The sequence below is a fragment of the Kitasatospora sp. Ki12 genome, from assembly GCF_054601375.1.
Genome location: NZ_BAAIHT010000001.1, coordinates 1,497,430 through 1,520,939, shown reverse-complemented (window position 1 = coordinate 1,520,939; position 23,510 = coordinate 1,497,430). Strand labels below are relative to the sequence as shown.

28 protein-coding genes are annotated in these 23,510 nt (G+C 70.8%); 12 read left to right on the top strand and 16 right to left on the bottom strand.

Annotated elements, in window-relative coordinates:
- Positions 1-121: 121 nt before the first annotated feature.
- Positions 122-757, bottom strand: coding sequence for an NAD(P)-dependent oxidoreductase (locus ACYP53_RS06510; RefSeq protein WP_459646879.1), 636 nt, complete (start codon positions 755-757; stop codon positions 122-124).
- Between the two features lie 133 nt (positions 758-890).
- Between ACYP53_RS06510 and ACYP53_RS06505 the strand changes: the two genes are divergently transcribed.
- Complete coding sequence (locus tag ACYP53_RS06505) at positions 891-1,664, top strand: SDR family NAD(P)-dependent oxidoreductase (protein WP_459646878.1); 774 nt, start codon at positions 891-893, stop codon at positions 1,662-1,664.
- Between the two features lie 127 nt (positions 1,665-1,791).
- Positions 1,792-2,418, top strand: a complete 627-nt coding sequence (locus ACYP53_RS06500) for a TetR/AcrR family transcriptional regulator (protein ID WP_189919874.1) — start codon at positions 1,792-1,794, stop codon at positions 2,416-2,418.
- A 132-nt stretch (positions 2,419-2,550) separates the two neighbouring features.
- Here ACYP53_RS06500 and ACYP53_RS06495 read toward each other — a convergent pair whose 3' ends face one another.
- The gene (locus tag ACYP53_RS06495) at positions 2,551-3,423 is read right to left on the bottom strand and encodes an alpha/beta fold hydrolase (protein ID WP_459646877.1); all 873 of its coding nucleotides are present in this window, start codon (positions 3,421-3,423) and stop codon (positions 2,551-2,553) included.
- 74 nt (positions 3,424-3,497) lie between these two features.
- Here ACYP53_RS06495 and ACYP53_RS06490 point away from each other — a divergent pair, with 74 nt between their 5' ends.
- Entirely contained in the window at positions 3,498-4,088 is a 591-nt protein-coding gene (locus ACYP53_RS06490) for a TetR/AcrR family transcriptional regulator (protein ID WP_459647957.1), read from the top strand.
- A gap of 56 nt (positions 4,089-4,144) precedes the next feature.
- Here ACYP53_RS06490 and ACYP53_RS06485 read toward each other — a convergent pair whose 3' ends face one another.
- Complete coding sequence (locus tag ACYP53_RS06485) at positions 4,145-4,873, bottom strand: dienelactone hydrolase family protein (RefSeq protein WP_459646876.1); 729 nt, start codon at positions 4,871-4,873, stop codon at positions 4,145-4,147.
- Positions 4,874-5,028: 155 nt separating this feature from the next.
- Between ACYP53_RS06485 and ACYP53_RS06480 the strand changes: the two genes are divergently transcribed.
- Both ACYP53_RS06480 and ACYP53_RS06475 read left to right on the top strand, forming a co-directional pair.
- Positions 5,029-6,105, top strand: a complete 1,077-nt coding sequence (locus ACYP53_RS06480) for a fatty acid desaturase family protein (protein ID WP_189919880.1) — start codon at positions 5,029-5,031, stop codon at positions 6,103-6,105.
- Between the two features lie 223 nt (positions 6,106-6,328).
- On the top strand, positions 6,329-8,140 hold the full coding sequence (locus ACYP53_RS06475) for an RICIN domain-containing protein (RefSeq protein WP_459646875.1): 1,812 nt from the start codon (positions 6,329-6,331) through the stop codon (positions 8,138-8,140).
- 143 nt (positions 8,141-8,283) lie between these two features.
- Here ACYP53_RS06475 and ACYP53_RS06470 read toward each other — a convergent pair whose 3' ends face one another.
- From ACYP53_RS06470 to ACYP53_RS06445, 6 genes are all read right to left on the bottom strand, one after another.
- Entirely contained in the window at positions 8,284-9,456 is a 1,173-nt protein-coding gene (locus ACYP53_RS06470; RefSeq protein ID WP_459646874.1) for a methyltransferase domain-containing protein, read from the bottom strand.
- Between the two features lie 3 nt (positions 9,457-9,459).
- Complete coding sequence (locus ACYP53_RS06465) at positions 9,460-9,618, bottom strand: hypothetical protein (RefSeq protein WP_189919884.1); 159 nt, start codon at positions 9,616-9,618, stop codon at positions 9,460-9,462.
- A gap of 128 nt (positions 9,619-9,746) precedes the next feature.
- On the bottom strand, positions 9,747-9,995 hold the full coding sequence (locus ACYP53_RS06460) for a Scr1 family TA system antitoxin-like transcriptional regulator (RefSeq protein WP_459646873.1): 249 nt from the start codon (positions 9,993-9,995) through the stop codon (positions 9,747-9,749).
- A gap of 153 nt (positions 9,996-10,148) precedes the next feature.
- Positions 10,149-11,030 (bottom strand): alpha/beta fold hydrolase, encoded by an 882-nt coding sequence (locus ACYP53_RS06455; RefSeq protein WP_033824403.1) that lies wholly within the window; start codon positions 11,028-11,030, stop codon positions 10,149-10,151.
- Positions 11,031-11,264: 234 nt separating this feature from the next.
- Positions 11,265-12,269 carry an NADP-dependent oxidoreductase gene (locus ACYP53_RS06450; RefSeq protein WP_359985489.1) on the bottom strand — a complete coding sequence of 335 codons (1,005 nt, stop codon included), beginning with the start codon at positions 12,267-12,269 and terminating at the stop codon, positions 11,265-11,267.
- Between the two features lie 131 nt (positions 12,270-12,400).
- Complete coding sequence (locus ACYP53_RS06445) at positions 12,401-13,087, bottom strand: SDR family oxidoreductase (RefSeq protein WP_459646872.1); 687 nt, start codon at positions 13,085-13,087, stop codon at positions 12,401-12,403.
- A 110-nt stretch (positions 13,088-13,197) separates the two neighbouring features.
- Between ACYP53_RS06445 and ACYP53_RS06440 the strand changes: the two genes are divergently transcribed.
- Both ACYP53_RS06440 and ACYP53_RS06435 read left to right on the top strand, forming a co-directional pair.
- Complete coding sequence (locus ACYP53_RS06440; RefSeq protein ID WP_459646871.1) at positions 13,198-13,758, top strand: TetR/AcrR family transcriptional regulator; 561 nt, start codon at positions 13,198-13,200, stop codon at positions 13,756-13,758.
- A gap of 41 nt (positions 13,759-13,799) precedes the next feature.
- Positions 13,800-15,014: an IS630 family transposase gene (locus tag ACYP53_RS06435; RefSeq protein WP_459646870.1), complete on the top strand. Its 1,215-nt coding sequence runs from the start codon at positions 13,800-13,802 to the stop codon at positions 15,012-15,014.
- 140 nt (positions 15,015-15,154) lie between these two features.
- Here ACYP53_RS06435 and ACYP53_RS06430 read toward each other — a convergent pair whose 3' ends face one another.
- The gene (locus ACYP53_RS06430) at positions 15,155-15,700 is read right to left on the bottom strand and encodes a DUF6879 family protein (protein WP_459646869.1); all 546 of its coding nucleotides are present in this window, start codon (positions 15,698-15,700) and stop codon (positions 15,155-15,157) included.
- 286 nt (positions 15,701-15,986) lie between these two features.
- Between ACYP53_RS06430 and ACYP53_RS06425 the strand changes: the two genes are divergently transcribed.
- Together ACYP53_RS06425 and ACYP53_RS06420 are read left to right on the top strand one after the other, a co-directional pair.
- Entirely contained in the window at positions 15,987-16,742 is a 756-nt protein-coding gene (locus ACYP53_RS06425; RefSeq protein WP_459646868.1) for a DUF6879 family protein, read from the top strand.
- Positions 16,739-17,584, top strand: coding sequence for a helix-turn-helix domain-containing protein (locus ACYP53_RS06420; RefSeq protein WP_459646867.1), 846 nt, complete (start codon positions 16,739-16,741; stop codon positions 17,582-17,584). The genes ACYP53_RS06425 and ACYP53_RS06420 overlap by 4 nt, the downstream gene beginning before the upstream one ends.
- 79 nt (positions 17,585-17,663) lie before the next feature.
- Here the strand turns inward: ACYP53_RS06420 and ACYP53_RS06415 are convergent, their stop codons facing one another.
- Both ACYP53_RS06415 and ACYP53_RS06410 read right to left on the bottom strand, forming a co-directional pair.
- Positions 17,664-17,855, bottom strand: coding sequence for a DUF397 domain-containing protein (locus ACYP53_RS06415; protein ID WP_459646866.1), 192 nt, complete (start codon positions 17,853-17,855; stop codon positions 17,664-17,666).
- Between the two features lie 10 nt (positions 17,856-17,865).
- Positions 17,866-18,714, bottom strand: a complete 849-nt coding sequence (locus ACYP53_RS06410; protein ID WP_459646865.1) for a helix-turn-helix domain-containing protein — start codon at positions 18,712-18,714, stop codon at positions 17,866-17,868.
- A 253-nt stretch (positions 18,715-18,967) separates the two neighbouring features.
- Here ACYP53_RS06410 and ACYP53_RS06405 point away from each other — a divergent pair, with 253 nt between their 5' ends.
- Together ACYP53_RS06405 and ACYP53_RS06400 are read left to right on the top strand one after the other, a co-directional pair.
- Complete coding sequence (locus ACYP53_RS06405; RefSeq protein WP_459646864.1) at positions 18,968-19,333, top strand: ATP-binding protein; 366 nt, start codon at positions 18,968-18,970, stop codon at positions 19,331-19,333.
- Entirely contained in the window at positions 19,333-19,587 is a 255-nt protein-coding gene (locus ACYP53_RS06400) for a hypothetical protein (protein WP_189921252.1), read from the top strand. The genes ACYP53_RS06405 and ACYP53_RS06400 overlap by 1 nt, the downstream gene beginning before the upstream one ends.
- 179 nt (positions 19,588-19,766) lie before the next feature.
- Here ACYP53_RS06400 and ACYP53_RS06395 read toward each other — a convergent pair whose 3' ends face one another.
- A complete protein-coding gene (locus ACYP53_RS06395) occupies positions 19,767-20,135 on the bottom strand; it encodes a nuclear transport factor 2 family protein (RefSeq protein ID WP_459646863.1) in 369 nt (122 codons plus the stop codon).
- A gap of 70 nt (positions 20,136-20,205) precedes the next feature.
- Between ACYP53_RS06395 and ACYP53_RS06390 the strand changes: the two genes are divergently transcribed.
- Positions 20,206-21,081, top strand: a complete 876-nt coding sequence (locus ACYP53_RS06390) for a LysR family transcriptional regulator (protein ID WP_459646862.1) — start codon at positions 20,206-20,208, stop codon at positions 21,079-21,081.
- A gap of 100 nt (positions 21,082-21,181) precedes the next feature.
- Here the strand turns inward: ACYP53_RS06390 and ACYP53_RS06385 are convergent, their stop codons facing one another.
- The 3 genes from ACYP53_RS06385 to ACYP53_RS06375 all read right to left on the bottom strand — a co-directional run bounded on the left by ACYP53_RS06385 (position 21,182) and on the right by ACYP53_RS06375 (position 23,417).
- A complete protein-coding gene (locus tag ACYP53_RS06385; protein ID WP_459646861.1) occupies positions 21,182-21,523 on the bottom strand; it encodes a hypothetical protein in 342 nt (113 codons plus the stop codon).
- Between the two features lie 62 nt (positions 21,524-21,585).
- Positions 21,586-22,173 (bottom strand): TIGR03086 family metal-binding protein, encoded by a 588-nt coding sequence (locus tag ACYP53_RS06380; RefSeq protein ID WP_459646860.1) that lies wholly within the window; start codon positions 22,171-22,173, stop codon positions 21,586-21,588.
- Positions 22,174-22,229: 56 nt separating this feature from the next.
- Positions 22,230-23,417 carry an alpha/beta hydrolase family protein gene (locus ACYP53_RS06375; RefSeq protein WP_459646859.1) on the bottom strand — a complete coding sequence of 396 codons (1,188 nt, stop codon included), beginning with the start codon at positions 23,415-23,417 and terminating at the stop codon, positions 22,230-22,232.
- Positions 23,418-23,510 lie beyond the last annotated feature (93 nt).

The following is a 23,510-nucleotide window of genomic DNA, read 5'->3' as shown; positions in this document are numbered from 1 at the left end:
CGCCTGTGGGGGTTCGAAGACGGGCCCCAGGGGGAGCAGGAAGTCGGGGCAGTCGACTTCCTGCTCCCGGCCTGTCGGGCGGGGTGGCTGCCGTCCGTGGTCGACGGGCGGAGGCCAGCCGTCAGCCGTCGGAGAGGTGGACGAGGCGGCGGTAGGTGTCCGGGTCACCCAGGTGGTCGGTGATCCAGCGGGCGACGGTGGCGCGGGTGGCGGTGCCGGCGCGGGGGAGCGGCCGGTCGTAGGAGACCGCGGGGTTCGCGGAGGGCGGCCCGTCCTTGAGCATCGGCACCCGGACGACCGTCCAGCCGACGTCCGACGCGGCGAGCACCGACTCCATCCGGGCCAGGTCCCGGTGGATCTCCCGGTACAGCCGGTCGACCACGAGCTTGGTCACCACCCGTTGGGCGAAGGGGAGTTGGCCGGTCTCCAGACCGGCTGACCCCATCGTCACCAGGTGCCGCGCACCGCCGGAGCGGACGGCTGCGGTCAGGGCCAGGGCGCCGTCGGAGAAGACGGTGGTGGCCTGGCGGCCGGTGCTGCCGAGGGTGGCGACGACGACGTCCTGGCCGTTCAGCGGCTCCAGCAGTGAGCCGGGTCGGCGGACGTCCGCCTGCGCGGTGCGCGGGGTGCCGTGCGCGAACCGGGGCAGCCGGGCGGGGGTGCGGGCGACGGCGGTGACGGTGTGTCCGGCCGCCAGCGCGAGGTCGACCACCAGGCGTCCGGTGCGGCCGGTGGCGCCCACGACTGCGATCTTCATCGGTTGCTCCTTGCTGGGTCAGCGGGCCGACGCTGCCTGCGACCGTCCCTTGTGATTCATTCAGACGGACTGTATGAATGAATCTAGTGAACCACAGCACACCGCGAGAGCAAGCCCAAAGGAGCGATGGGACATGGGAGTTCGACAGGCTCGGTACCCCGACCTGAACGGCAGGGTCGTCGTGATCACCGGCGGCAGCCGCGGCATCGGCGCGGAGACCGCCCGGGCCTTCGCCCGCCAGGGCTCGGCCGTCGCCGTCCTCGGCCGGGACGAGAAGGCGCTGGCCGAGGTGGCCGAGGAACTGCGCGCGGACGGCGCCCGGGCGCTCGGCCTGGTCGCCGACTGCACCGACATGGCGGCGCTCGCCTCCGCCGTCGACCGGATCGAGCGGGAGCTCGGCCCGGTCGACGTCCTGGCGGCCTTCGCCGGCGGCGACGGCTACCCCGTACCGACCGCCCGCGAGACCGAGGAGCACTGGCGGGCCGTCCTGGACGGCAACCTCACCGCCACCTTCCTCACCGTCCGGGCCTTCCTGCCCGGGCTGCTGGCCCGGCGCAGCGGTTCGATCGTCACCATGGCCTCCACGGCGGGCCGGCTGCCCAGCGGCGCCTCCGCCGCGTACGCCGCGGCCAAGGCGGGCGTGCTGATGCTCACCCGCCAGCTCGCGCTGGAGGTCGCGGCCGAGGGCGTACGGGTCAACGCGATCGCGCCCGGCGCCGTCCGCACCGAGCGGACGGCCGCGCAGATGCCGCCGGAGGTGCAGGCCGCGGTCGCCGCCGCACACCCGCTGGGGCGCCTCGGCGAGCCGGAGGACATCTCCGCGGCCACGCTGTTCCTGGCCTCCGACGCGTCCTCCTGGATCACCGGGCAGACCCTGGACGTCAGCGGCGGGCGGGTCATCGTCTGAGCCCCGGGGTGTCCTCCCGCCGCGGGGGCGGGCCGGGCCGGGTGGGGTGATCGGCGATACTGCCAGTTCGCGTGGAACCGCCGGTTTCCCGCGGACGGTTCACGCGGAGCGAGTGGAGGCGAACGGGATGAGCCCCCGGTCCTACCGGATGGGACAGCGGCAGGCGGAGGTCGACGAGACCCGGGCCCGGATCGTCGCGGCCGCCCGGGTGCATCTGGCGGAGACCGGCGGGCTCTCGCTGGACGCGGTCGCCCGTCGCGCGGACGTCGCCCGGGCCACGGTCTACTACCAGTTCGGCTCCAAGACGGGCCTGCTGGAGGCGGTCTGCGACGCCCTCGCCGCCCAGGGCGGCATGGCCCGGCTGGCCGAGGCGTTCGGCCTGGCCGACCCGTGGGCGGCGGTGGACCGGTTCGTCGAGGTGATGGGCGGGTTCTGGGCGGTCGACCGGGTCTGCACCCGCCGGCTGCGCGCCCTGGCCGCCCTCGACGACGAGGTCGGCCGGGTCATCGCCGATCGCGACGCCCGCCGTCGGGAGGGTGCTGCGGTCCTCGCCGCCCGGCTGCCGGCCGCGCCGCCGGACGCGGCGAGCCTGCTCTTCGTCCTGACGGCCTTCGAGACCTACGACGCCCTCGCGGCGGAGCTGGCGGCGGGGGCGGACGCGGCGGCCGGGGACGACCTGACCGCCGCCGTGCCCGCCGTCGCCCGCCTGGTCCGTGCCGCCCTCGGTGCGGACCGGGCGGAGGCGGGGGCGTAGGGCCCGCGGGCCTCAGCGCAGCGGGAGCGCCGTCACGCACGAGGCTTCCCCGGGTGTCGGGCGCTCCCGGCCGGTGCGCCGCGGTTTCACCTGAACGACCGGCCGACCCGGCTCCCGGTGTCGGCGTCGAGGTCAACTGGCCTGTCCGGTGGTGGTGCTGAGGATTCCGGCGAGGACGGCCGCCGGGTCGTCGGTGGGCAGGGCGTGGCCGGCGCGGGGGACGAGTTCGACCCGGGCGGCGGGGGCGAGGCGGTGCAGCCGGGCGGCGGCCTCCCGGGCGTCGTGCAGGGCGCTGCGTTCGCCGAGGAGGAAGTGGACGGAGGCGTCGAGGCGGCCGAGTTCCTGGTCGGTGAGGGTGGTGGCGGGCGGCAGCCGGCGGCGGAAGCCCATCGAGGCGCGGACCAGGGCCATCAGTTCGGTCTCCAGGATGGCGCTGTTGCCGACGAGCCGGGCCAGCCGGGGCCGGAGCGGGCGCGGGGCCGTCGCGGCGAGGCCGCCGGCGATGAGCCAGGTGTAGAAGCGGCGGCCGGGGTCGGCCAGGCCTGCCGGGTCGACGAGGGTGAGGGTGGCGGCGCGACCGGGGTGGTGGATCCGGTGGTGGAGCGCGATCCAGCCGCCGTAGGAGCAGCCGACCAGGTGGACGGCGGGCAGGTCGAGGGCGGTGAGGAGTTCCTCCAGCCAGGCGGCGGCGTCCCGGCCGTCCCGGACGGGGGCGCTCTGCACGCTGGCGCCGGGTTCGCCGACGGTGTCGACGGCGATGACGGGGTGCCGCCGGGCGAGGGCGTCGAGGTAGCCGTGCCACATCAGGGCGTTGCCGCCGGAGCCGGGCAGCAGGACGATCGGCTGCCCTGCTTCGGGGCCGGTGCGGTGGACGCGGGTGGTGCCGTAGCCGGTGGGGACGTCGAGCGACGTCCGGGGCTGCGGCCAGAGCCGGGTGAGTGCGTGCTCGTAGGCGGTGCGGAAGCGGGCTTCGGCCTTGCCGTTCCTGAACTCGCTGATTCGCATGGTACATGTGTATCACAGGCATGATACGGGTGTACCAGGAGAAGCGCCGAACCCGCGGAGGCCGGACCATGACCGTGAAGGTCGACCACGAGGAACGCCGGCGGCAGATCGCCGAGGCCCTGCTGCGCATCGCCGACACCGAAGGCCTGCAGTCGGCCAGCATGCGGGCGGTCGCGGCCGAGGCGGGCGTCTCACTGCGGCTCGTGCAGTACTACTTCACGACGAAGGAGGGCCTGCTGCTGGACGCCCTGGCCAGGCTCGGCGCCCAGCTCCAGGCCCGGATGGAGCGCTGGATCGGCGAGGCGCGCGCCCCGCGCGAGGTGGTCACCGCGATCCTCTCCTGCATCCTGCCGACGGACGCCGAGAGCCGCCGGATCACCAGGACGTACGCGGCGTACTACACGCTCGTGCTCGGCGACCCCGCCGTGCTGGCGAAGCAGGCCGCGCAGCCGCCGGCCGTGCTGGAGGGCTTCCTCGCCAAGCAGCTCCGCGCGGCGCAGGAGGCCGGGCGGATCGACGCCCGCCGGGACGTGGGCACGGCGGCGGCCGGGCTGCTGGCCATGGTCAACGGGCTCGGGTCGAGCGTCCTGGGCGGCCAGCGGGACGGCGACGAGGCGCTGGCGATCCTCACGTACCACCTGGACGAGCTGTTCCGTACGCCGTGAGCCCGGTGGCCCCCGCGCCCGTACGGACGAGCGCGGGGGCCACCGGGGGCCCGGGCCTACAGCCGGTCGGCCAGGGCCCGGTGGACGCGCCGCCAGGCGTCCTCGGTGGCGGCGCCGTCGTGCCCGTCGGCGCGGTCGGCGGCGAATCCGTGCCCGGCGCCCGGGTAGGTCACCAGCTCGTGGGCGACCCCGGCCCCGGTGAGCTTCTCCTTCACCGCCTTCCACTCCTCCAGCGGCAGGATGTGGTCCTGGTCGCCGTTGAAGCCGAGCAGGAACACGCCGTTGGCGGCGATCCGGTCGGCGGTCTCCAGCGGCGGGACCGGGCCGACCAGCGGGAAGCCCGAGTTGAGCATCCAGCCCGGGTAGAACACGGCGGCCAGCTCGAAGCGCAGTTCGGTGGCCGCGCGGACGGCGATGTGGCCGCCCATGCTCATGCCCAGGAACGCCACCCCGCGCCCGCCCGCCAGGCCGCGGGCCGCCGCCAGCGCCTCGGCGGCGTCGGCCACCAGCTGGTCGCGGTCCAGGGCGCGCATCAGGACGAGGCCCGCCTCGCGCTCCTCGGCGCTGTAGCCGAGTTCGGTGCGACGGGCGTCGCGCCAGTAGAAGTCCGGCGCCAGCGCGACGTACCCGAGCGCGGCCAGCTCGGCGCAGATCCCGCGGACGTAGTCGTTGACCCCGTACAGCTCGGAGCAGACGACGACGGCGCCGCGCACCTCGCCCTCCGGGTGGTGCACGTACGCCTCGATGCCGCCGGGTGTGCCCAGCTCCTGCCATTGACCGGTCATCAATTCCCCCGTGGTGCAGGTCGGATGGTTGCGGCGGACATCGTAGAGGGTCGGCACGGCCGGGCCCGCACCCGTCTCAGCTCGGGGGTTAGCCCCCGTACGGGAAGGGTGCTTCCCCCGTTCTTCGGACCGCCGCGCCCGACCAGACTCGGGGCATGCCCACACAGACCGTGACGACGGCCGACGCCCCGGCCCTGCAGCCGGCGCCCGACGCGCCCGCCCCGCAGACCGGGCCCGCCGGCAGCGACTTCGCCCGACTGAGCCGCCGGATGGCCGCCGAGGGCCTGCTCGACCGGCGGCCCGGCTACTACGCCGTCCGGATGGCCCTGGTGCTCGCCGCGTTCCTCGGCGGCTGGTACGCCCTGTTCGCGCTGGGCGACACCTGGTGGCAGCTCGGCCTGGCGGTGGCGATGTCCGTCGTCTTCGCCCAGGTCGCCCTGCTGTCGCACGACCTCGCGCACCGCCAGGTGTTCAGCAAGCGGCTGCCGAGCGAGATCGGCGGCCGGATCGCCGCCAACCTGCTGATGGGCATGAGCTACGGCTGGTGGATGAACAAGCACACCCGCCACCACGCCAACCCGAACCACGAGGAACGCGACCCGGACGTCTCCCCCGACCTCCTCGTCTGGTCCAAGGAGCAGGCCCGGCAGGCGAGCGGGATCGCCCGGTTCATCGGGCGCCGGCAGGCGTTCCTGTTCGTGCCGCTGCTCCTGCTGGAGGGCCTCAACCTCAGCTACAACAGCTTCCGGGCGCTGCGCAGCCCCACGATGAAGCGGCCGGTGCTGGAGGGCGTGCTGCTGGTCGTGCACTTCACGGCGTACTTCGGCCTGGTGTTCGCGGCGCTGCCGACGGGGAAGGCGATCGCGTTCCTCGCCGTGCACCAGGCGCTGCTCGGGGTGTACCTGGGCGCCGTCTTCGCGCCCAACCACAAGGGCATGCTGATGGTCACGCCGGAGATGAAGCTGGACTTCCTGCGCCGCCAGGTCCTCACCTCGCGGAACGTGCGGGGCGGTGTGGTCGTCGACTCGGTGATGGGCGGCCTGAACTACCAGGTGGAGCACCACCTCTTCCCCAGCATGCCGACCCCGGCGCTCGGCCGGGCAGCGCGGATCACCCGGGAGTTCTGCGCGGAGGAGGGGATCCCGTACTACGAGGTGGGCCTGCTGCGGTCGTACCGGGAGATCTTCGCCCACCTGCACCGGACGGGAGAGCCGATCCGCTTCGGCGAGTGACTTCCCGCTCCGGCCGGTCGGTGCCCGGAAAAAACTTTTTCGATGCGCGGCAACCTTTCCGTGCGCGGCGACCACTGGGGGGTGTCCGGACGAGCGGTCTGGTCAGAGGCAACGGCTGAAAGAGAGCATCGACATGTTCCCTCGCCCATCCACGTCGTCGGAGGCGTCTCCCGGCGGTCGCGCCCGCCGTGGTAGCTCGTCGCGCTCGCACCGTGGCCGTAAGTTGTACCAGCGTCGGAGTTTCTGGGCGGCCGTCGGCCTGGCGGTCGTGGGCGGCTCCGTGGTCGTGGTCAACACGGCCTCGGCGGGAACCGTGGACACCAACTCCTGGTACCTGCTGGTCAACCGCAGTACCGGCGAGGTGCTGGACGCCCCCGCCTACGCGACGAGCGACGGTGCTCCGATGGCGCAGTGGAGCCGCAACGGCGGGACCAACCAGCAGTGGAAGTTCCTCGACTCGGGTGACGGGAACTACCGGCTGCAGAACCGGAACTCCGGCAAGGTGCTGGACGACTACGGCTGGTCGAAGACCGAGGGCTCCGAGCTGGTGCAGTGGCGCGACCTGAACGGCGCCAACCAGCAGTTCCGCATGGAGAAGTCGCCGGACGGCTACGTGCGCCTGATCAACCGCTTCAGTGGCAAGGCCGTCGAGGTCCCGGGCGGCTCCAAGGCCGAGGGGAGCCACATCGCCCAGTACCACGACTGGGCCGGCCCCCAGCAGCAGTGGCAGCTCGTCCCGGCCGGCAGCGCCGGCGGCACCGGGAACACGGGGAGCGGCAGCGGCAACGCCACGCCCACCCCGTCCCCCACGGCTGCCGCGCCCACCGCGTCCACCAAGCCCACGACGCCTGGCACGGTCCCCGCGCCGGGCGGCGGCGTTCCGACGAGCCAGGCTCCCAGCGGCACCCGCCCGGCGTCGGCGCCGCCGGCGTCCCCGACCGCCGGCGGCGCCAGCCCGGCGAAGAGCCTCATGGGCAGCACCACGATGCTCATCGGCGGCTCGATGGAGGACTCCTCGGCGAACGCCGCGCCGTTCGACGTGCGGTACAACTACGTGCACAGCCAGCCCGCGCCCTCGTCGGACTACTACACGGCGGCCCGCTGCCAGGACTCGTGGGGGGGCTGGTGGGGCTGCTGGACCGGCAGCACCACGGCGCCCGGCACCTTCGTGACCTACCGGGACTCCGTTGCGGCCAAGGCGACCTACCAGGGCAAGTCGCGCCCGCAGAAGCAGCTCTGGACCTGGTACTCGCTGCGCGACCTCGGCGACGCGGCGGGCCAGGGCGACGGCCCGGGCGAGGTCCAGGCCATCAACAGGACCGACCTGCTCACCCGCTACCTGAACGACTACCGCTTCTTCCTCCAGAAGATCGGCACCTCGCAGGACATGGTCGACATCGAGCCCGACTTCTGGGGCTACGTCCGGTCGCTCGGCAACCCGCACCAGGTCGCCGCACAGGTCAAGGCCGCGAACCCGACGGACTGCGGCTCGCAGGAGAACAGCGCCACCGGCCTGGCCCAGTGCATGATCGCGATGACTCACAAGTACGCGCCGAACACCGGCGTGGGTCTGCACCTGTCCTGCTTCGACTGGCAGCAGAACACCCCGCAGTGCGCCAAGGACTACGCGGACCTCGGGGCGAAGAACGCCGACTTCCTGGTCACCGACGTGACGGACCGCGACGCCGGCTGGTACGCGCTGCCCGCCCACGGCAGCAAGGACACCTACTGGAACGACCAGAAGGGCTTCGCCGCCCTCGCGTTCTACAAGACCATGGCCGAGGCCGTGGGCAAGCCGGTGGTCCTGTGGCAGGTGCCCCTGGGCAACATGGCGCAGAACAACACCCCCAACCACTACAAGGACGACAAGGTCGACTGGTTCTTCTCGCACCTGGGCCAGGCGGCGGACGCACACGTCGGCGGCATCATGTTCGGCGCCGGCTGGACGGAACAGACCACGCCCGAGACCGACGGCGGGAACCTGATCAACAAGACGACCGCGTACCGCAACTCGGGCGGCACGCCGCTCAAGTAGCCACCCGCAGCCGGTCGGCCCGCCCTTCACCCGTCTCTGGGTCACCTCAGCCGCCGGCCAGGGCGTCGTCCAGGGGACTGGCACGACGCCGGCACGTGAGAGGGGAGTGGGAAGTCGGCGTGGCCGACTTCCCACTCCCCGCCTCAACTCCGAGCAGGCATCGGCTCGTCCGGGGAGTCCAGCCACACCCGCTGGCCGTCCGGAGTGACGGTGAGGCCGAAGCGCTCGAAGCCGGGGCGGCCCCGGTCGTCCCACCAGTGCCAGGCGGACCGCACCTCCTCCCAGAGGCCGCGCGGACCGGACTGCACGACCTCGTACGCGGTGCGGCCGGGCTCCCAGTCGACGGTGGCCCAGGACGTGACGGCCCTGTCGTGCAGCCAGAGGGTGTAGCTGCCGTCGGCGTAGCGCTCGACCAGCGGAAAGACCCCGGGCACCTGCACCCCGACGGCGAACATGGCCGGCCAGCTGCCCAGGGCCTCCGGGGAGAGAGTCGTCGACGACCGGGTGCCGTCCGCCGGCCACGGCCCGGACAGGTACTCCAGGCTGCCGGGCCGGTCGGCGCGCTGCTGCCGGAGCCGCATGAAAGCGGACGACCCGACGAACGGGCCGCTCGCGGTGCCGTCGCCGTCCACGGTCAGCCGGACGACCGCCTCCCCGCCGTACTCGGGGCCCCACGGCGCGACGATCAGGCCGCCGGGGCGGGTCTGCTCGATCCAGGCGGGCGGCACCCGGCGGACCGAGCAGGTGGCGATCACCCGGTCGTACGGCGCGCGGTCCGGGTGGCCCGCGGTTCCGTCGCCGACCACGAGCGTGGGTGAGTGCCCGGCGCGCGCCAGCCGCTGCCGTGCCTCGGCGGCGTTCTCCTCGTCCACCTCGACCGTCACGACGTTGCCGGAGCCGAGCCGCTGGGAGAGCAGGGCGGCGTTCCAGCCCGTGCCGGTACCGACCTCCAGCACCCGGTCCCCGGGCCCGGTGTCCAGGGCGGCGAGCATCGAGAACACCATGGTCGGCATGGAGTTGGAGGAGGTGGGAGTGGTGCCGCGGCCTTCCCCGCTGTGGTCGCCGTCGTCCCACTGGGTGGTGAGCGGGACGTCCGAGTAGACGGCACGCCACCAGGCCGCCGGGTCGGCGTGCCGGTTCACCGCCTCGCCCTGGCGGACCCCGTCACCCTGACCGGGCCAGACCAGAGCCGGGACGAACCAGTGGCGGGGGACGGAGTGGTAGCCGGGCAGCCAGTCCGCGGTGAGGGACCCGTTCGCGATGAGCGCGGAGGCCAGCCGGGCCCGGCCGGCCTCCGCTTCGTGCCGCTCGCTCACGCGTCAGCCGCCCGACGCCGGGCCGCTGCCGTCCGAGGTGTTGCCACCCTCGTCGCTGCCGCCGCCACCGTGCTTGTTGCCGCTGCTGCTGTCGTCCTGCTGGCCGCCGCCACCACCGGAGCCGGACCCGCCGCCGTGCTTGCCGCTGTCGAACACGGGCATGTTCTTCTCCCTTCAACGGCGGCGTCGAATACCGCCGTTGAGAAGTACGGTAGGGCGGAGGAGAGGGCGGGACGGCGCGCGATTCTCGAATATTCCGGACGTGGGCCGGCGGGGTTCGCGGAGATTCTTCAGAGGTCGCCGAGAGCCCGTCGGCAGCGGGTGATCACCTTGTGGGCGTCCGCGCCGTAGACGGCGGAGGCGGCCAGGGTCTCCCAGACGCGGAGGTAGAGGGACACGTTTTCCGGTTGGTCGAGCCAGAGCTCGGCGTGCCAGTCCTCGACGATGACCAGTCGCTCGTCATGGATCCAGAAGCCGTTGGCGGGAGCTAAGTGGTCTGCGTCGTAAGTCCTTCGGGGGTTGACTTCGAGACTGGGCATCGGCGTTCTCGTGGTGGGTGGCCGACATGTGGTACCGAGGGAGTTCTCGGGGGTGGTGGCACTGCAGGTGGGCGGGAGGGTGTCTGATCGGAGGCTGGCTCGCCTCGTCGCGGGTGCGCTCAGCGTGGGACTGCGGGGGTGTGGCATCGGCGGTCAGGCGTCGGGGCGTGCCTCGAGGAATGCGAGGGCGCGCACCACGAACGCGTCGTGGAACTGGAAGATCCCGCCGTGTCCGGCGTCCGGGTAGAGGGGGACGAGTTCGCCCCGGGGCAGTCGTGCGGCGAGGTCGAGGGTGTTCTCGCTCGGCACCATCCGGTCGCTCTCGCCGTTGGCCACCAGGACCGGCTGGTGGATGCGGGACATGTCGGCCGGCGCCTGCAGGCCCCATCGGTGGATGGCCTTGAGCTGGGAGAGATAGGAGATCGGGGAGATCGCCTTGTCCCGGTGTTGCGTTCGCTCCTTCAGCCGGGCCAGGAACTCCTTGCCGGCCCGGCGTCCGTTCGCGGTACGGGTGAAGAAGAGGTACTGCTTCGGATCTTGGAGGGTGAGCAGTGCTCGGAGGGTGTCGAGGTGGGAGATCCGGGTCACGTTCTTAATACCCTTGCCACCGGCGGGTCCTGTGCCCGCGAGGATCAGCCTGCGAACGAGTTGCGGTTCGTTCTGTGCGATCACCTGGGCGACCATCCCGCCCATCGAGAAGCCGAGGATGTCCACCTGGTCGAGCTCGAGTGCCCGGATGAAGGTGACGGCGTCGTCGGCCATTTTCTCGATGGTCTTGGGTGTCGAACCGGTGGACGCGCCGACGCCCCTGTTGTCGAACGTGATCACCCGGTGCCTGGCGGCGATGCCGTCGACGACACGGGGATCCCAGTTGTCGAGTACCGCGGCAAGATGGGTGAGGAAGATCACCGGGATGCCGGACCGGGGGCCGAGGTCGCGGTAGGCGAAGGTCACTTGGTCGGCGGTGACGGTGCGGGTCGGTGCGTCCCGGTAGGACATCACCGTGCCGCCGCTACCTTCATGTGTGTCGTTCATGGGTGTGCCCTTCGGTCTCGGATCTACCGCGGCCTCGCTCCGGCCGCTTCGTCCTCGCGGGTGTGCGCAGGACGGCTTCCCGGTCTTCCGACTGCGGGCGCGGGGCCGGCGGCCGGATGAGTGGGAGGGGCGCGCGGTGCACCTCTGGTCGATTCCTGTGGTGGCGGGGAGGGGGGATCCACTCGTCTGCCGAGGCCGGCCGGTCAGGTGGAGGCGGGGACCGGCCGGCAGACCTCACTCCATCGCGATGACGACTTTGCCGGCCTTCGCGCGGCCCTTCTCGGCGTACTCCATGGCGTCGCGGGTCCGGTCGAAGGGGAAGACCCGGTCGACGACGGGGTGGATCTGCCCGGCGTCGACGAGCCGGGTGAGTTCGCGCAGCTGGCCGCCGTCGGCCTTCATGAACAGGAACGAGTAGGTGACGCCGTGGCGCTTGGCACGGCGCCGGGTCCTGAAGCTCAGCGCGTTCATCGCCTGCCGCAGGAGCGGGTTTGCGCCGAGCTCGCGGGCGAAGTCCGCGTCGGGCGGCCCGGCGATGCTGATGACCTTCCCGCCAGGCTTAAGGACCCGCAGCGACTTCTCCAGGGTCTCGCCGCCGAGGGTGTCCAGGACGACGTCGTAGCCGTCCAGGAGCTGCTCGAAGTCCTGGGCGCGGTAGTCGATGACCACGTCCGCGCCGAGTTCCTTGACCAGGTCGGCGTTGGCCGCGCTCGCGGTGGTGGCCACATGTGCGCCCAGGTGCCTGGCCAGCTGGAGGGCGATGGTGCCCACTCCGCCGGAGCCCGCGTGGATCAGGACTTTCTGGCCCGGCCGGACCTGCGCCTTCTCTACCAGCGCCTGCCAGGAGGTGAGGGCGACCAGCGGGAGGGAGGCGGCCTGCGCCATGGTGAGGACGGCGGGTTTGGGGGCCAGGTCGTCCTGGTGGACGGCGATGAGTTCGGCGAAGGTGCCGATGCGATCCTTGTCGGGCCGGGCGTAGACCTCGTCGCCCACCGCGAAGCGGGTGACCGACGAGCCGACCCGGACCACCACTCCGGCGAGGTCGTTGCCCAGGACGAGCGGAAGGCGGTACGGCAGGATCCTCTTGAAGGCGCCGTCGCGGATCTTGAAGTCCAGCGGGTTGACGCTCGCCGCGTGGATCTCGACCAGGACATCCTCGGGACCCGGCTGCGGATCGGGCAGCTCGGCGGCGTGCACCGCCGACTGGTCGCCGTACTTCTCGATCAGGTAGGTCTTCATCTCTCCGTCTCCGTGTCCCGTCCGTACCCGAACGCGATCTCCGCTCGCTTCCGGGCCTGCCCCGGTACGAGCCACTTTCTGCTAGTCACTGCTGGTTCACGGCGCCCCACGCCGATGCGGCGGAGTGCTTCTCACGCCGTGTTCGGCGACGTGGCCAGGCTCTGCTTGACGTACCGGGTGGTCTCGTCGGCGAGGACCTCGGGCAGGCCCGCCTCCACGGCGGACAGGGCCTGGGTGGCGACCTCGGCGGGGTTTGCCTTCTGGTCGGCGGGAACGCCGGCGGCCATGTCGGTGTCCATGTACCCGACGTGCAGCGCCGTCACCGTGATGCCGCGGGGCGCCAGTTCCTCTCGGACCGCGCCGGTCAGCGCCCATGCCGCCGCCTTCGCCGCAGCGTATGCGCCGAGGCCGGCCGGGTGCAGCCAGGACAGGACCGACAGCACGTTGAGCACGCCGCCGCCGCCGTTGGACTCGATGACCGGGGCGAAAGCCCGCGTCACGGCGAGAGGGCCGAAGAAGTTCACCTCCATTTCCAAGCGCACCGCGTCCGGGCTGCCCGCGATCAGCGGCGTTCCGGTGGAGATGCCCGCGTTGTTGACCAGCAGCGTCGCGTCGGCGGCGATGCGGGCCGCCGCCCGGATCGACTCCGCGCCGGTAACGTCCAGCCGCAGCGGGACGACGCCCGGAAGGTCCACCGTCTCGGGGCGGCGGGCCGCCGCGTACACCTTGGCCCCGCGCTCCACGAGCTGGGCGGCAAGATGCCGCCCGAGCCCCCGGTTGGCGCCAGTGACCACCGCGACCGCGTTCTTCAGTTCCATGAGCACTCCCGACGTAGTGGGCGGCAGCTGATCGCCACGATAGATTTCATCCAACATCTAACTGGAGTCTAGAATAGATTCGACTCGACATCCAACTGAGAGGGTGACCGATGGGCCGCGTATCGCAGGCACAGGCACGGGACAACCGCCGACGGGTCGTGGAGACCGCCTCCCGGCTCTTTCGGGAACAGGGCACCCACGTCAGCGTCGCCGACCTCATGAAGGCCTCCGGCCTGACCCACGGCGGCTTCTACAAGCAGTTCACCTCCAAGGAGGCACTCGTCGACGAAGCCACCGCCCACGCCTTCGCCGAACTCGCCCGCCACCACAAGGACGGCCTCGACCAGTACGCCGGACAGCGCGACGCCGCCCAGCGGGCGCTGATCGACGCCTACCTCTCCACCGAGCACCGCGACAGCGCCGCGGACGGCTGCCCCGCCGCCGCACTCGCCGGCGACATGGCCCGCGACGGCGCAGACGGCGAGGCCCGCCGCGTCTACACCCAGGGAGTCGGCGACTTCGCCGACTGGCTCGCCACCGAGGACCAGGACGGCATCACCCGGCTCTGCACCATGCTCGGCGCACTCATCCTGTCCCGCGCCACCAAGGGCTCCCCACTCTCCGAGAAGATCCTCACCACCGCACGCGAGGCACTGGCGGCCACCAACTGACCAAAGACGCGGTACAGGGCGGCACCGCGCAGGAAGGGCGCGTGCCGTCGACCTACCGTCATCCACTTCTCGCGATCGGCCTGCCTGCCTTGCCCGTTCCCTCGGCCTGCCCGATAACCCTGACCGCCTCCGAGCGGGAGCGGTTGAAGAAAATGGCCTACGGCCACAGGACCGAGCACCGGATCCGGCAGCGCGCCCACGTCGTGCTGCACGCGGCCCGGGGCCGGTCCAACGCCCGCATCGCCCGTGAGACCGGGCTGCACCTGGACACCGTCCGTACGTGGCGCGGCCGCTTCGCCGCATCTCGGCTGCCCGCCCTCGGCGAGCTCAAGCGGTCCGGCCGTCCCGCCTCCTTCACGCCGCTGCAGGCTGCCCAGGTCAAGGCCCTCGCCTGCCAGTTGCCCGCCGAGAGCGGCACACCGCTCGCACGCTGGTCGGCCCCGGAAATGGCGCGCAAGGCGGTCGCCCGGGCCATCGTCGGCACAATCTCCGCCTCCACCGTGCGGCGCTTTCTCAAGCAGGACGCGCTCAAGCCCTGGCAGTGCCAGTCCTGGATCTTCATCACCGACCCCGCCTTCCGCCCCAAGGCCGAGCGCCTCCTTGACCTGTACGCCCGCACCTGGCAGGGCGAGGCGCTCAGTGCGGACGAGTACGTGATCAGTGCCGACGAGAAAACCTCAGTCCAGGCCCGCTGCCGCTGTCACCCCACCCTGGCCCCCGGGCAGGCCAGGACGATGCGGGTGAACCACACCTACGGCCGCGGCGGGGCCCTGGCCTATCTCGCCGCCTACGACGTCCACCACGCGAAGGTCTTCGGCCGCTGCGAGCCAACCACTGGCATCTCCCCCTTCATGGCCCTGGTCAACCAGGTCATGAGCCAGGAGCCGTACGCTAGCGCGAAGCGCGTGTTCTGGGTCGTGGACAACGGCTCCTCCCACCGCGGCCGAAAAGCCGCCGACCGGCTGGCATCGGCCCACCCGACCGCCGTGCTCGTCCACACCCCCGTCCACGCCTCCTGGTTGAACCAGGTGGAGATCTTCTTCTCCGTCGTCCAACGCAAGGTCGTCTCACCCAGCGACTTCACCGACCTGAAGCAGGTCTCGGACCGGCTCCGAGCATTCGAAGACCGCTACAACGCCACGGCACAGCCGTTCCAGTGGAAGTTCACCACCTCCGACCTGAACGATTTACTGGCCAGGCTCGACCGACATGCCGCCGATCACCCAGAAGAATCCTCCACAGCCCTCACAACCTGACCAACCCCCGAAGGAATTGCGACGCCGACCACTAAGTCAGCGGCGCCGGTCGGCCAGTTGCCGACCTGTGAGACCGCCCTCGGCCCGCAGCTCACGGAGCCGCTGACCGAGAGCGATTCTGGCGTGCTGGAAGTCGGTGCTCACACGTCGGACGGTACCCCAGCGGCGAATTCACGGCTCGGGACGGCGTAGTGCCAGGCGGCGTCCCGGACCTGGCAGGCGCGGGCCACCTGCACCGGGTCGCTGATCAGCTCGATCTCGGTGATCTCGTCCTCGGTGTTGAAGTGCAGCAGGGCGATGACGCGGGAGTCGAACACCCAGGCGTCCTCCGCCGGGAGGTCCAGCCGGTCGGCGTCGGCACGCCAGAGGTAGCGGGTGTCCTCGCCGACGAGGTTGTTCCGCTCGGCGTTGTTGAGCAGGTACCGCTGCCCGATGGTGGGCGGGTTGTCCATGATCCGCACCCGCTCGAACCGCTTGCCCAGGGCTGACTGTTCGCGGCGAGTGACACACCACGGGTGGTCCAGGTCCCATTTGACCTCAAGGCCGGCGATGAACTGCTGGTAGTTCTCGCTCTGTTCGTCGGAGCGGTACCGGCGACGGGTCTCCAGCCGGAAGGCCGTGTGCTTGAAGCTTACGAACATCTCCTCGAACTCGTCGTAGCTGATCAGCACGCGTTCCCGGCCCACAGCCGCTCCCCTCGCAGTCGGTCATTCGGAATCAGGATGCCCTGGAGCCCTCGCTGAGGGACCCGTGATTCCCGAAATACTGCCGAGGTGCGGCGAAGGTGGTGCGGATGGCGCGAAGCATCAGCGCCGATGTCCCTGTCTGCTCGAAGACGGCCCGCTGGTAGTGATTCCGGGCAGACCGGAACGTCACCGCGGGTATCTGAGAATAATCAAGAATCACCCCGGACAGGACGCCACTTGAGGCCGATCATGAGAACTTCCTGCCTGTCGGATAGGGGAGAGAGCCATGGCTAGGCGACTGCGGGTCGTGGGTAGCACCTCAGGGGTCGGTGACTGTCCGACGCTGTACGAGGACGTGGACACCGGTGAGGTGGTGGTGCAGGGGTACGCCGTGACCGACCCGGAGGAGGTGGCACAGCTCAAGTACGTGAAGGACGATGAAGGCTTCGTAGTCGTGCCCCGCGAACTGCTCGTGAGGTTCGCGCCGAAGGAGGCAACGCCCGTGCCCGAGTTCGTGCCCCAGCAGAAGATCACCGAGTTCATCAACGACGGGTTCGAGCACACCGCCTGGCGATTGGAGACGAGGACCGGGTACCTCTCCGACAAGCAGATGCCCTCGTACGCGGAGTTCCTGCGGACGGGCGACACGGCGGGCGAGGTCGGGCATCCCTGGTTCGAGAATGTGCGTCGCATGGTCGACAAGGGCAAGAGGTTCGAGCGGGTGCGCCTGGTGGACAACCCGCCGACCGAGGGACAGCGGTATCTGCTGGCGTGCGCCCGGACCAACGTGGCTGCCGGCGAGGACATTCGGTGCATGTGGCGGTCGGACGCCGAGGCGGCCGGACTGGCCGGGTTGTCGGACTTCTGGCTCTTCGACTCCCGTACGGTCGCGCGCTTCCACTTCGAGGGTGACCGCACCGTGGGCATGGAGCTGGTCACCGACCCGTTGGAAGTCCTGCGAGCCTGCCAGGCCCGTGATGCCGCTTGGCACCACGCAACGCGCTACGAGGAGTTCAGGGCTCAGGTACCTTCCGGCATGTGAGTCCCGACTTTCGACATGCGCGGTCCGCTCTCGGTGCCCGGATGCGCGAGCTTCGCACCGAGAGCGGCCTGTCCGGCCGCGCCTTGGCTGCGCGGCTGGGCTGGCCGCAGTCGAAGGTCAGCAAGGTGGAGAACGGAAAGCAGTCGCCCACCAGGGCCGATGTAGTTGCGTGGGCCGAGGGCGTCGGAAGGCCCGATACGGCTGCGGAACTGGTGGGCAGACTGCGGACGGTGGAAACGCAGTACCGGTCGTGGCGGCGCCAGCTCGCTGGCGGTGTGAGGCCGGTACAGGAAGCTCATGCTGAGCAGGGCAAGAGGACCGGCGACCGGCGGTCATTTGATCCGACCTTGATTCCAGGCCTGCTTCAGACGGCCGGGTACGCCCGTGCGGTGCTCTCCCGGTACACCCGAATCCATCTATCGATTCGTGACGTCGAGGCTGCGGTGGTCGCCCGCATGGAACGGCAGAGGGTACTCAAGGACCGGTTCCGATCGTTCCATTTCCTGGTGTGGGAAGGGGCCCTTGTATCCCGCCTCTGCCCGCCGGCCGTACTGGCCGACCAACTGGAACGTCTTGTGCCGTGGTTGGCGGGCGGGAACGTACGCCTCGGGATCGTGCCCTTCGGCGCTGACCTGCGAGTTCCCGTGGGAGTGGGTTTCTCGATCCATGACGACACCCTGGTCGTGACCGAGTCATGGCACGCGGAGATGTGGTTGGACGATCCAGCGGACGTTGCGCTTCACATCCGTGCATGGGAGGCGTTGGCAGAGAGCGCCGTCTACGGCCCGGCGGCCCACCGCGTGATTGCCAGGGCCGCCCGTGCGTTTCGCGAGCAGCACTGAGAATTTCGCCCCGAGCGCTCTGACCCGAGGCCGGAGGTCTTGTTGCGGCCCCTCGCGTGGGCGAGGGGCCGCTGGGTGCTCAGGCGTGGTGGTCGAATTCGCCGGCCTTGATGCTGTCGAGGAGGGAGGCGAGGGCGGCGGGGGTGGTGCGGAGGATGGTGTGGCCCTCGTCGGACTCGCGGAGTTCGACCGCCCCGTCCGCTGAACGGACCTCCACACAGTCGCCACCGGATCCGCTGAAGGACGACTTCTGCCACTCGGTGCTGGTCATGTTGGGCCTTTCAGAGGTTCTGTGCGATCTTGCGGATGAGGCCGCGGGAGTCGTTCTCGTTGAGGGCCATCGATTCAGTGCGTTCGAAGATGGATCGGTAACTGGCCAGCTCGCTCGCGGCATCTAGATGTATGGGGCCTTGTGATGATTCGACCTCGATGGTGTCCAGCTCCGGCACGGAGCCGACCGCGTAGGTGAGGTTCTCAACAGCCCCGGGGAAGGTGTCGATATCGAACGGGACAACTCGGATGGTCATCCAGGCTTGTTCGGAGTCCTCGATGAGAGATGCCAGTTGTTCCCGGAGGATCGGAGTGCCACCAAAGCGAGTCCACAACACCGATTCGTAGATGAAGCAGGTGAGGGGCTTCTGGTCGCGGCGCAGATCAGCCTTGCGTTGCATTCTGAAGGTCGTGCGAGCCTCCAACTCATGCCGGGGGAGCGGAGGGACCAAGCGCCCGAAGACTGAGGAGGCGTAGCTGATGGTCTGGCAGGGGCCGGGCATGTGAGTGACGACCCACAGCATGAGGCTGTTCGCGCTCTTTTCCAGCTCGGCGACTTCAAGGAATCCATCCGGGATGGTTCCGCGGTACTCCTCCCACCAGCCCTTGGAACGGTCCTGGATCACTGACTCCAGGGCATCGATCAAGGGCTCGTTCATGCACTTGCAGGCAGCGGCGAAGGAACGGAGCCGCTCGGGGCTTACGCCGACCTTGGCGGCCTCGATCTGGCTGACCTGAGTCCGGTCGATGCCGAGGGCTCTGCTCAGGTTCGCGGTCGACAACCCGGCGGCCTCGCGCATCTTCCGGAGCTCGGCGCCGACACGGCGTTGACGAAGCGTCGGGTTGAGTCGTGGCGGCATTGGTTCCTTCCTTGCCCGTGTGGCCCAAGTCTGCCGCGCTGTCTCGCGCGGGGTCCACTTGAGGATGAATCTATCCGCGATCGGGATCACATGTGATTCCGTTGGGGTATGGTCGATGTCACATCGATCCGACGGATCGTCAGTAACGCCTGCTAGCAAGCACCGCAGAGCAGCCACGTATTCCACCTGGCCTGGCTCACGGCGACATGTGTTCCGCCGGTTCTTCCCTCACTCACGCCTCGGGAGAAGTCCCATGCGTCACCTCAACACGCCCTCGATCGCCATCGCCCGTCAGTCCCTCGGCGACACCATGACCCGCGTCGGCTGGTCCCCCTCCGCCATCTTCGACGCGCAGCTCGCGCTCGTGGAGCTCCTGGTCAACGCCTGGCGGCACGGCTCGACCCCCGCGCCGATCGTCCAGATCATCTCCGCGAACCAGACCCTCCGTGTCTCCGTCACGGACGAGAGCCCGATCCCGCCCTCCCCGCAGGCGCCCGACCTGCTCTCCGAGTCCGGCCGGGGCCTCCAGCTGGTCGCCGGCCTCACCCACCGCTGGGGCGTCGACCCCCAGGAGCGTGGCAAATCGGTCTGGTTCGAGCTGCAGAAGGATGTCGCCTGATGTCCTACCGTCGCCACCCCATGAAGCCGACCGACCCCCGGATCCGGCACTACACGGACGACCACATCCGTACGCTGCTCGCCGAAGTCCAGGAACGCGGACGGAAGTTCGGCCTGATCTGGCCCTCGGCCGGCACCGACAAGACCCTCGACGGCCGCGTCCTCGTCCGCTTCGGCACCGCGCCCGCGTCGACCCTCCTCAACCTCCTCGTCCTCCTCCTCGACGCCGAACGCGAGACCCCGTGCGATTCCTGATCGGGACGGCCTTCGCCGTCCTCCTCGCCCTCGCCTTCGCGACCGTCGCCCTGGGCGTCGTCACCGCTCTCCGCGCGACCCCGCCGGACGAGGACGCGTAGGAGCAAACGCAGAGGAGGGCCGTCACCGCCCTCGGCGATCACGGCCCTCCTGCTTGCTCCGCTCCTCCCTCTCCCCGCTCAGCCGTTCTTCTCGAATCCGGCGAGCAGGGCGCGCGGGTCGAAGGTGACCCGGATCCGGGCGATCTTCCCGTTCTCCACGTGCATCCAGTTCACGGTCGGCGTGGGCTCCGCGACGCTGGTGTGCAGCTCGAACCAGGTGATGACCTCGTCGCCCTCGGCGACCCGCACCTTCACGTCGATCTTCTCCAGCACCCGCCCGAGCCCCTGCAGCCCGGCCAGCGCCTCCTCCACGCCGGAGGCCGTCCCCAGCGCCCCGACGAAGTCCACGTCGTCGGCCAGGATTCCCCGGATGGTGTCGAACTCGCCCGCCTCCCAGGCGGTGAAGTAGGTCTCGGCAAGCTCACGCGCGTTCTTCGTCGTCGTCATGCCTCCATCCTTCCGCCGCCTCGTCCATCCGTCCAACAGATGGATCCGATGTTGTCTATCATCATCAGTTATGGAGATGCATCAGCTGCGCTACTTCGCCGCCGTCATCGACGAGGGCTCCTTCACGGCGGCCGCAGCCCACCTGCACGTGAGCCAGTCGGGCGTGAGTACCCAGGTCGCGAAGCTGGAGCGCGAGTTGGGGCAGCAGTTGCTCGACCGGGCGGGCCGTCGGGTCAGCCTGACCCCGGCGGGGGAGGCGATCCTGCCGCTGGCCAAGAACGCCCTCGCCACCCTGGACGCCATCCAGCACACCGCCGCCGAGTTCGCCGACGCGGTGCGCGGGCGGGTGCGGCTCGGCATGATCATGGGCTGCTCGATCCCGCCGTTCCTGGACGTCGTCGCCGACCTGGGCCGTACTCACCCCGGGATCGAACTCAGCCTGCACGAGGGGCACTCCGACCTGCTTCAGGCGCAGATCCGCTCCGGGGACCTGGACCTGGCGCTGATCGGCTTCGCCGGTGACGCCGACCCGGGCCTGGACGTCGACGTGGTCGTGGACGAGCGGATCGCCGCCGTCGTCCCGGCCGGGCATCCGCTCGACCGCGACGGGCTGAGGCTCGCCGACCTCCGGGGCGAGAAGATCCTCTGCCTCTCCCCGGGCACCGGCCTCCGGGCGGCCTACGAGGACTCCTGCCGACGGCTCGGCCTCGACCCGCGCGTGGACATCGACGCCAGCTCCCCGCTCGCGGTGCTCCGCCTGGCCGAGCGCGGCGCCGGGGTCGCCGTCCTCAGCGCCTCCTCCTCGGAGGGCGAGGGCCTGCGGGCCGTCCCGATCACCGACGCGGCGACGTTCGCCCGGCTCGGCCTGGTCGCCCGCCGCGACCAGCACTCCCCGGCGGTCCGGCTGCTGCGGGACAAGCTCCGCGCCGCGCTGGGGAGTTCCTGAAGCTCGGCAGTGTCCTGACGGTCATGAGCGGAGCCGGATGACGAGTGAGGCCGCGGCGGACGTCACGCGATCGACGGGAGGCCTCCGGCTCGGGCCTCGATCAACCCGCGTCCAGGGCTCCGGCCCGCTCGACCAGGCCGGCTGCGATGTCGTCCCAGTCCGGGCCGTGAAGCCGCAGGCTCGCGGCGGCCTCCCGCAGCAGCTCCGGCTCGTCCGGCCGCTGCAGGAGCAGCAGGCGGTAGGCGAGGTTCCGGATCCAGACCGGCAGGTAGCCGTCGGCCAGATTCGGGCAGAGCTCACGCAGCATGGCGAGGATCGCGTCCGCGTCGGCGAAGGTCAGCCGCTCGACGAAGAAGAACTCCTGGTGGTCGCCGTCGCACTCCGGTGGCGGGCCGTACTCGTCGCCGTAGAGACACCGCGCGTACTCCGTCAGGGTGTGCATGATCCGGAGCCTACGACGCGGTGGTCCGCCGGACGGGAGCCGGCCCTGCCGGTGGACGGATCCTAGGCCTTCCAGTGCGGGTCGCGGCCGGAGGCGGCGAGGGCGCGGTGCCACGCGGAGGCGTCGTCCGGCAGGGCCACCGCCTCGGCGAAGCCCTCGTACTGGCGGTACAGCTCGGCGTTCTCCGCCACGATCTCGCCGACCAGGGCGGCCAGTTCCTCGTCGACCTCGATCTCCCCGCCGGCCGCCCGGGCCACGTCCCAGCCGTGCAGGAGCAGCTCCAGGATCAGCATCCGGGCGATGCCCGGCGCCGGCATCGGGGAGCCGCCGAGGTCGACGTCCCCCTCCCAGGCGGCCGGCTCGGCCCAGGCCGCGACGGCGCGGTCCAGCTGCGCGGCGTACGCGGCGCGCCATTCGGCGTCGGCGGTGAAGTCCCGCTCGATCAGCTCCTGGGGCAGCTCGGTGCGGCGGGCCCGGTGCTCCAGGCCGTGGGAGGTGTAGAGCACCCAGTGGTTGACCAGCGCGCGGGTGTCGAAGCCGGTGCAGGGCGTCGGCCCGTCCAGCGGCTGCCCGGCCGGGACGGCGGCGGCGACTCCGGCCGCGGCGGAGGCGGCCCGGGCGAGGAAGGGGTGCATCGGGTGGACGTTCATGGTCCCGATCCTCCGCCGGGCCGCGCCGCCCGGTCTTGAAGAAACGCGACGCCGTACTAGGGATGGAAGAGTACTTCCGGATTGTCCGGCGAGGGGCCGTCCAGCAGCGGACTGTGGGTCCCCTTCAGCGTCTGGTCGAAGAACGCCGTCACGTACTCGCGGGTGATCGCCACCCCGCGTTCCGGGGAGAGGGGCGGCGTCGGGAACCCGGCCTGCTCCTTGAGCAGGTCCAGGTCGCTGAAGCTGAAGTGGTCGGCGCCGGCGACCGTCAGCCACTTCTTGTAGCCGCCGAGGGCGGCCCAGGGGTGCTCCCAATCGGTGTTGGCGGTCGTACCCAGCATGAGGAACGGCCGGTTGATCTGGCCGGGCGTCGGGTCCGGGTGGAAGCTGCCGTCCATGTTCACTCCGGCCCGTACGCGCGGATCGGCGATCATCGTGGCGGCGGCCGCCGCTCCGCCGATGGAGTGTCCGGCCATGCCGATCTCGTGCTTGTCGATGAGGTGTGCCAGGCACCACGCGGTATCGCCGTGCGTCAACCGGTCGATCACGAAGGACACGTCCAGCGCGCGGCTGGCGGGGATGGCGTCGATCCGCGAAGGGTCGTCGCAGATCGCGCACGACGACGTCTGGCCGTTCGCCAGCGTCTCGCCGCTGTCCTCGTAGGTGTCGCCGACGAGCGCGACGACGTAGCCGTGACTGGCCAGGTCGGTCGCGAGCGAGGTGAGCGTCATGCGCGGGTCCTCGTGCGCGGGTGAGAGGACCACCAGCGGATACTTGCCGCGCTGCGGCCGCGCGCCGTCGAAGGCGTGAGTGGTGACGCCGGAAAGGCTCTGCGGGGTGACGCCGGAGCTCGCCGGCAACTTCAGGCGCTGGATGATTCCGGCTGCCTCGCCGAGGGTCATGTACGGGGCCGGGGTCCCGGTCCCGGGGACGGCCGGGTAGACCATCGTGACGGTCAGTTGGCGGGGGCCGGATGACGGCACCCACGGGTCGGGACGGTTCGCGTCGGTGAGGTGGATGACGTCCACGCCGGCGGCGTAGGGGCCGGTCGGCGCGGGGAGCGCGCCGTGGAAGGTCCGCGTGGGCGCGGTGGCCGTGGCGGTGGCCGGTGCGGTGTCGAACGCCTGCGTGGCCACCGGTGCGGCCGACGGTGTGGTCGTGGCGGCGAACCCGGCGCCGGTTCCGGTGACGAGGGCGGCGAGCGCCAGCGCCGCGACGGCGCTGATACGGCGATTGCGTTTCATGGGGTCGACGCTAGTTTCCGCGGTTCCGTGGCGAATCGGCTCGTGGATGTAAGCAGTCGGGTGTCGTCCGTAGCCCTCGCGAGGTACCGGAGT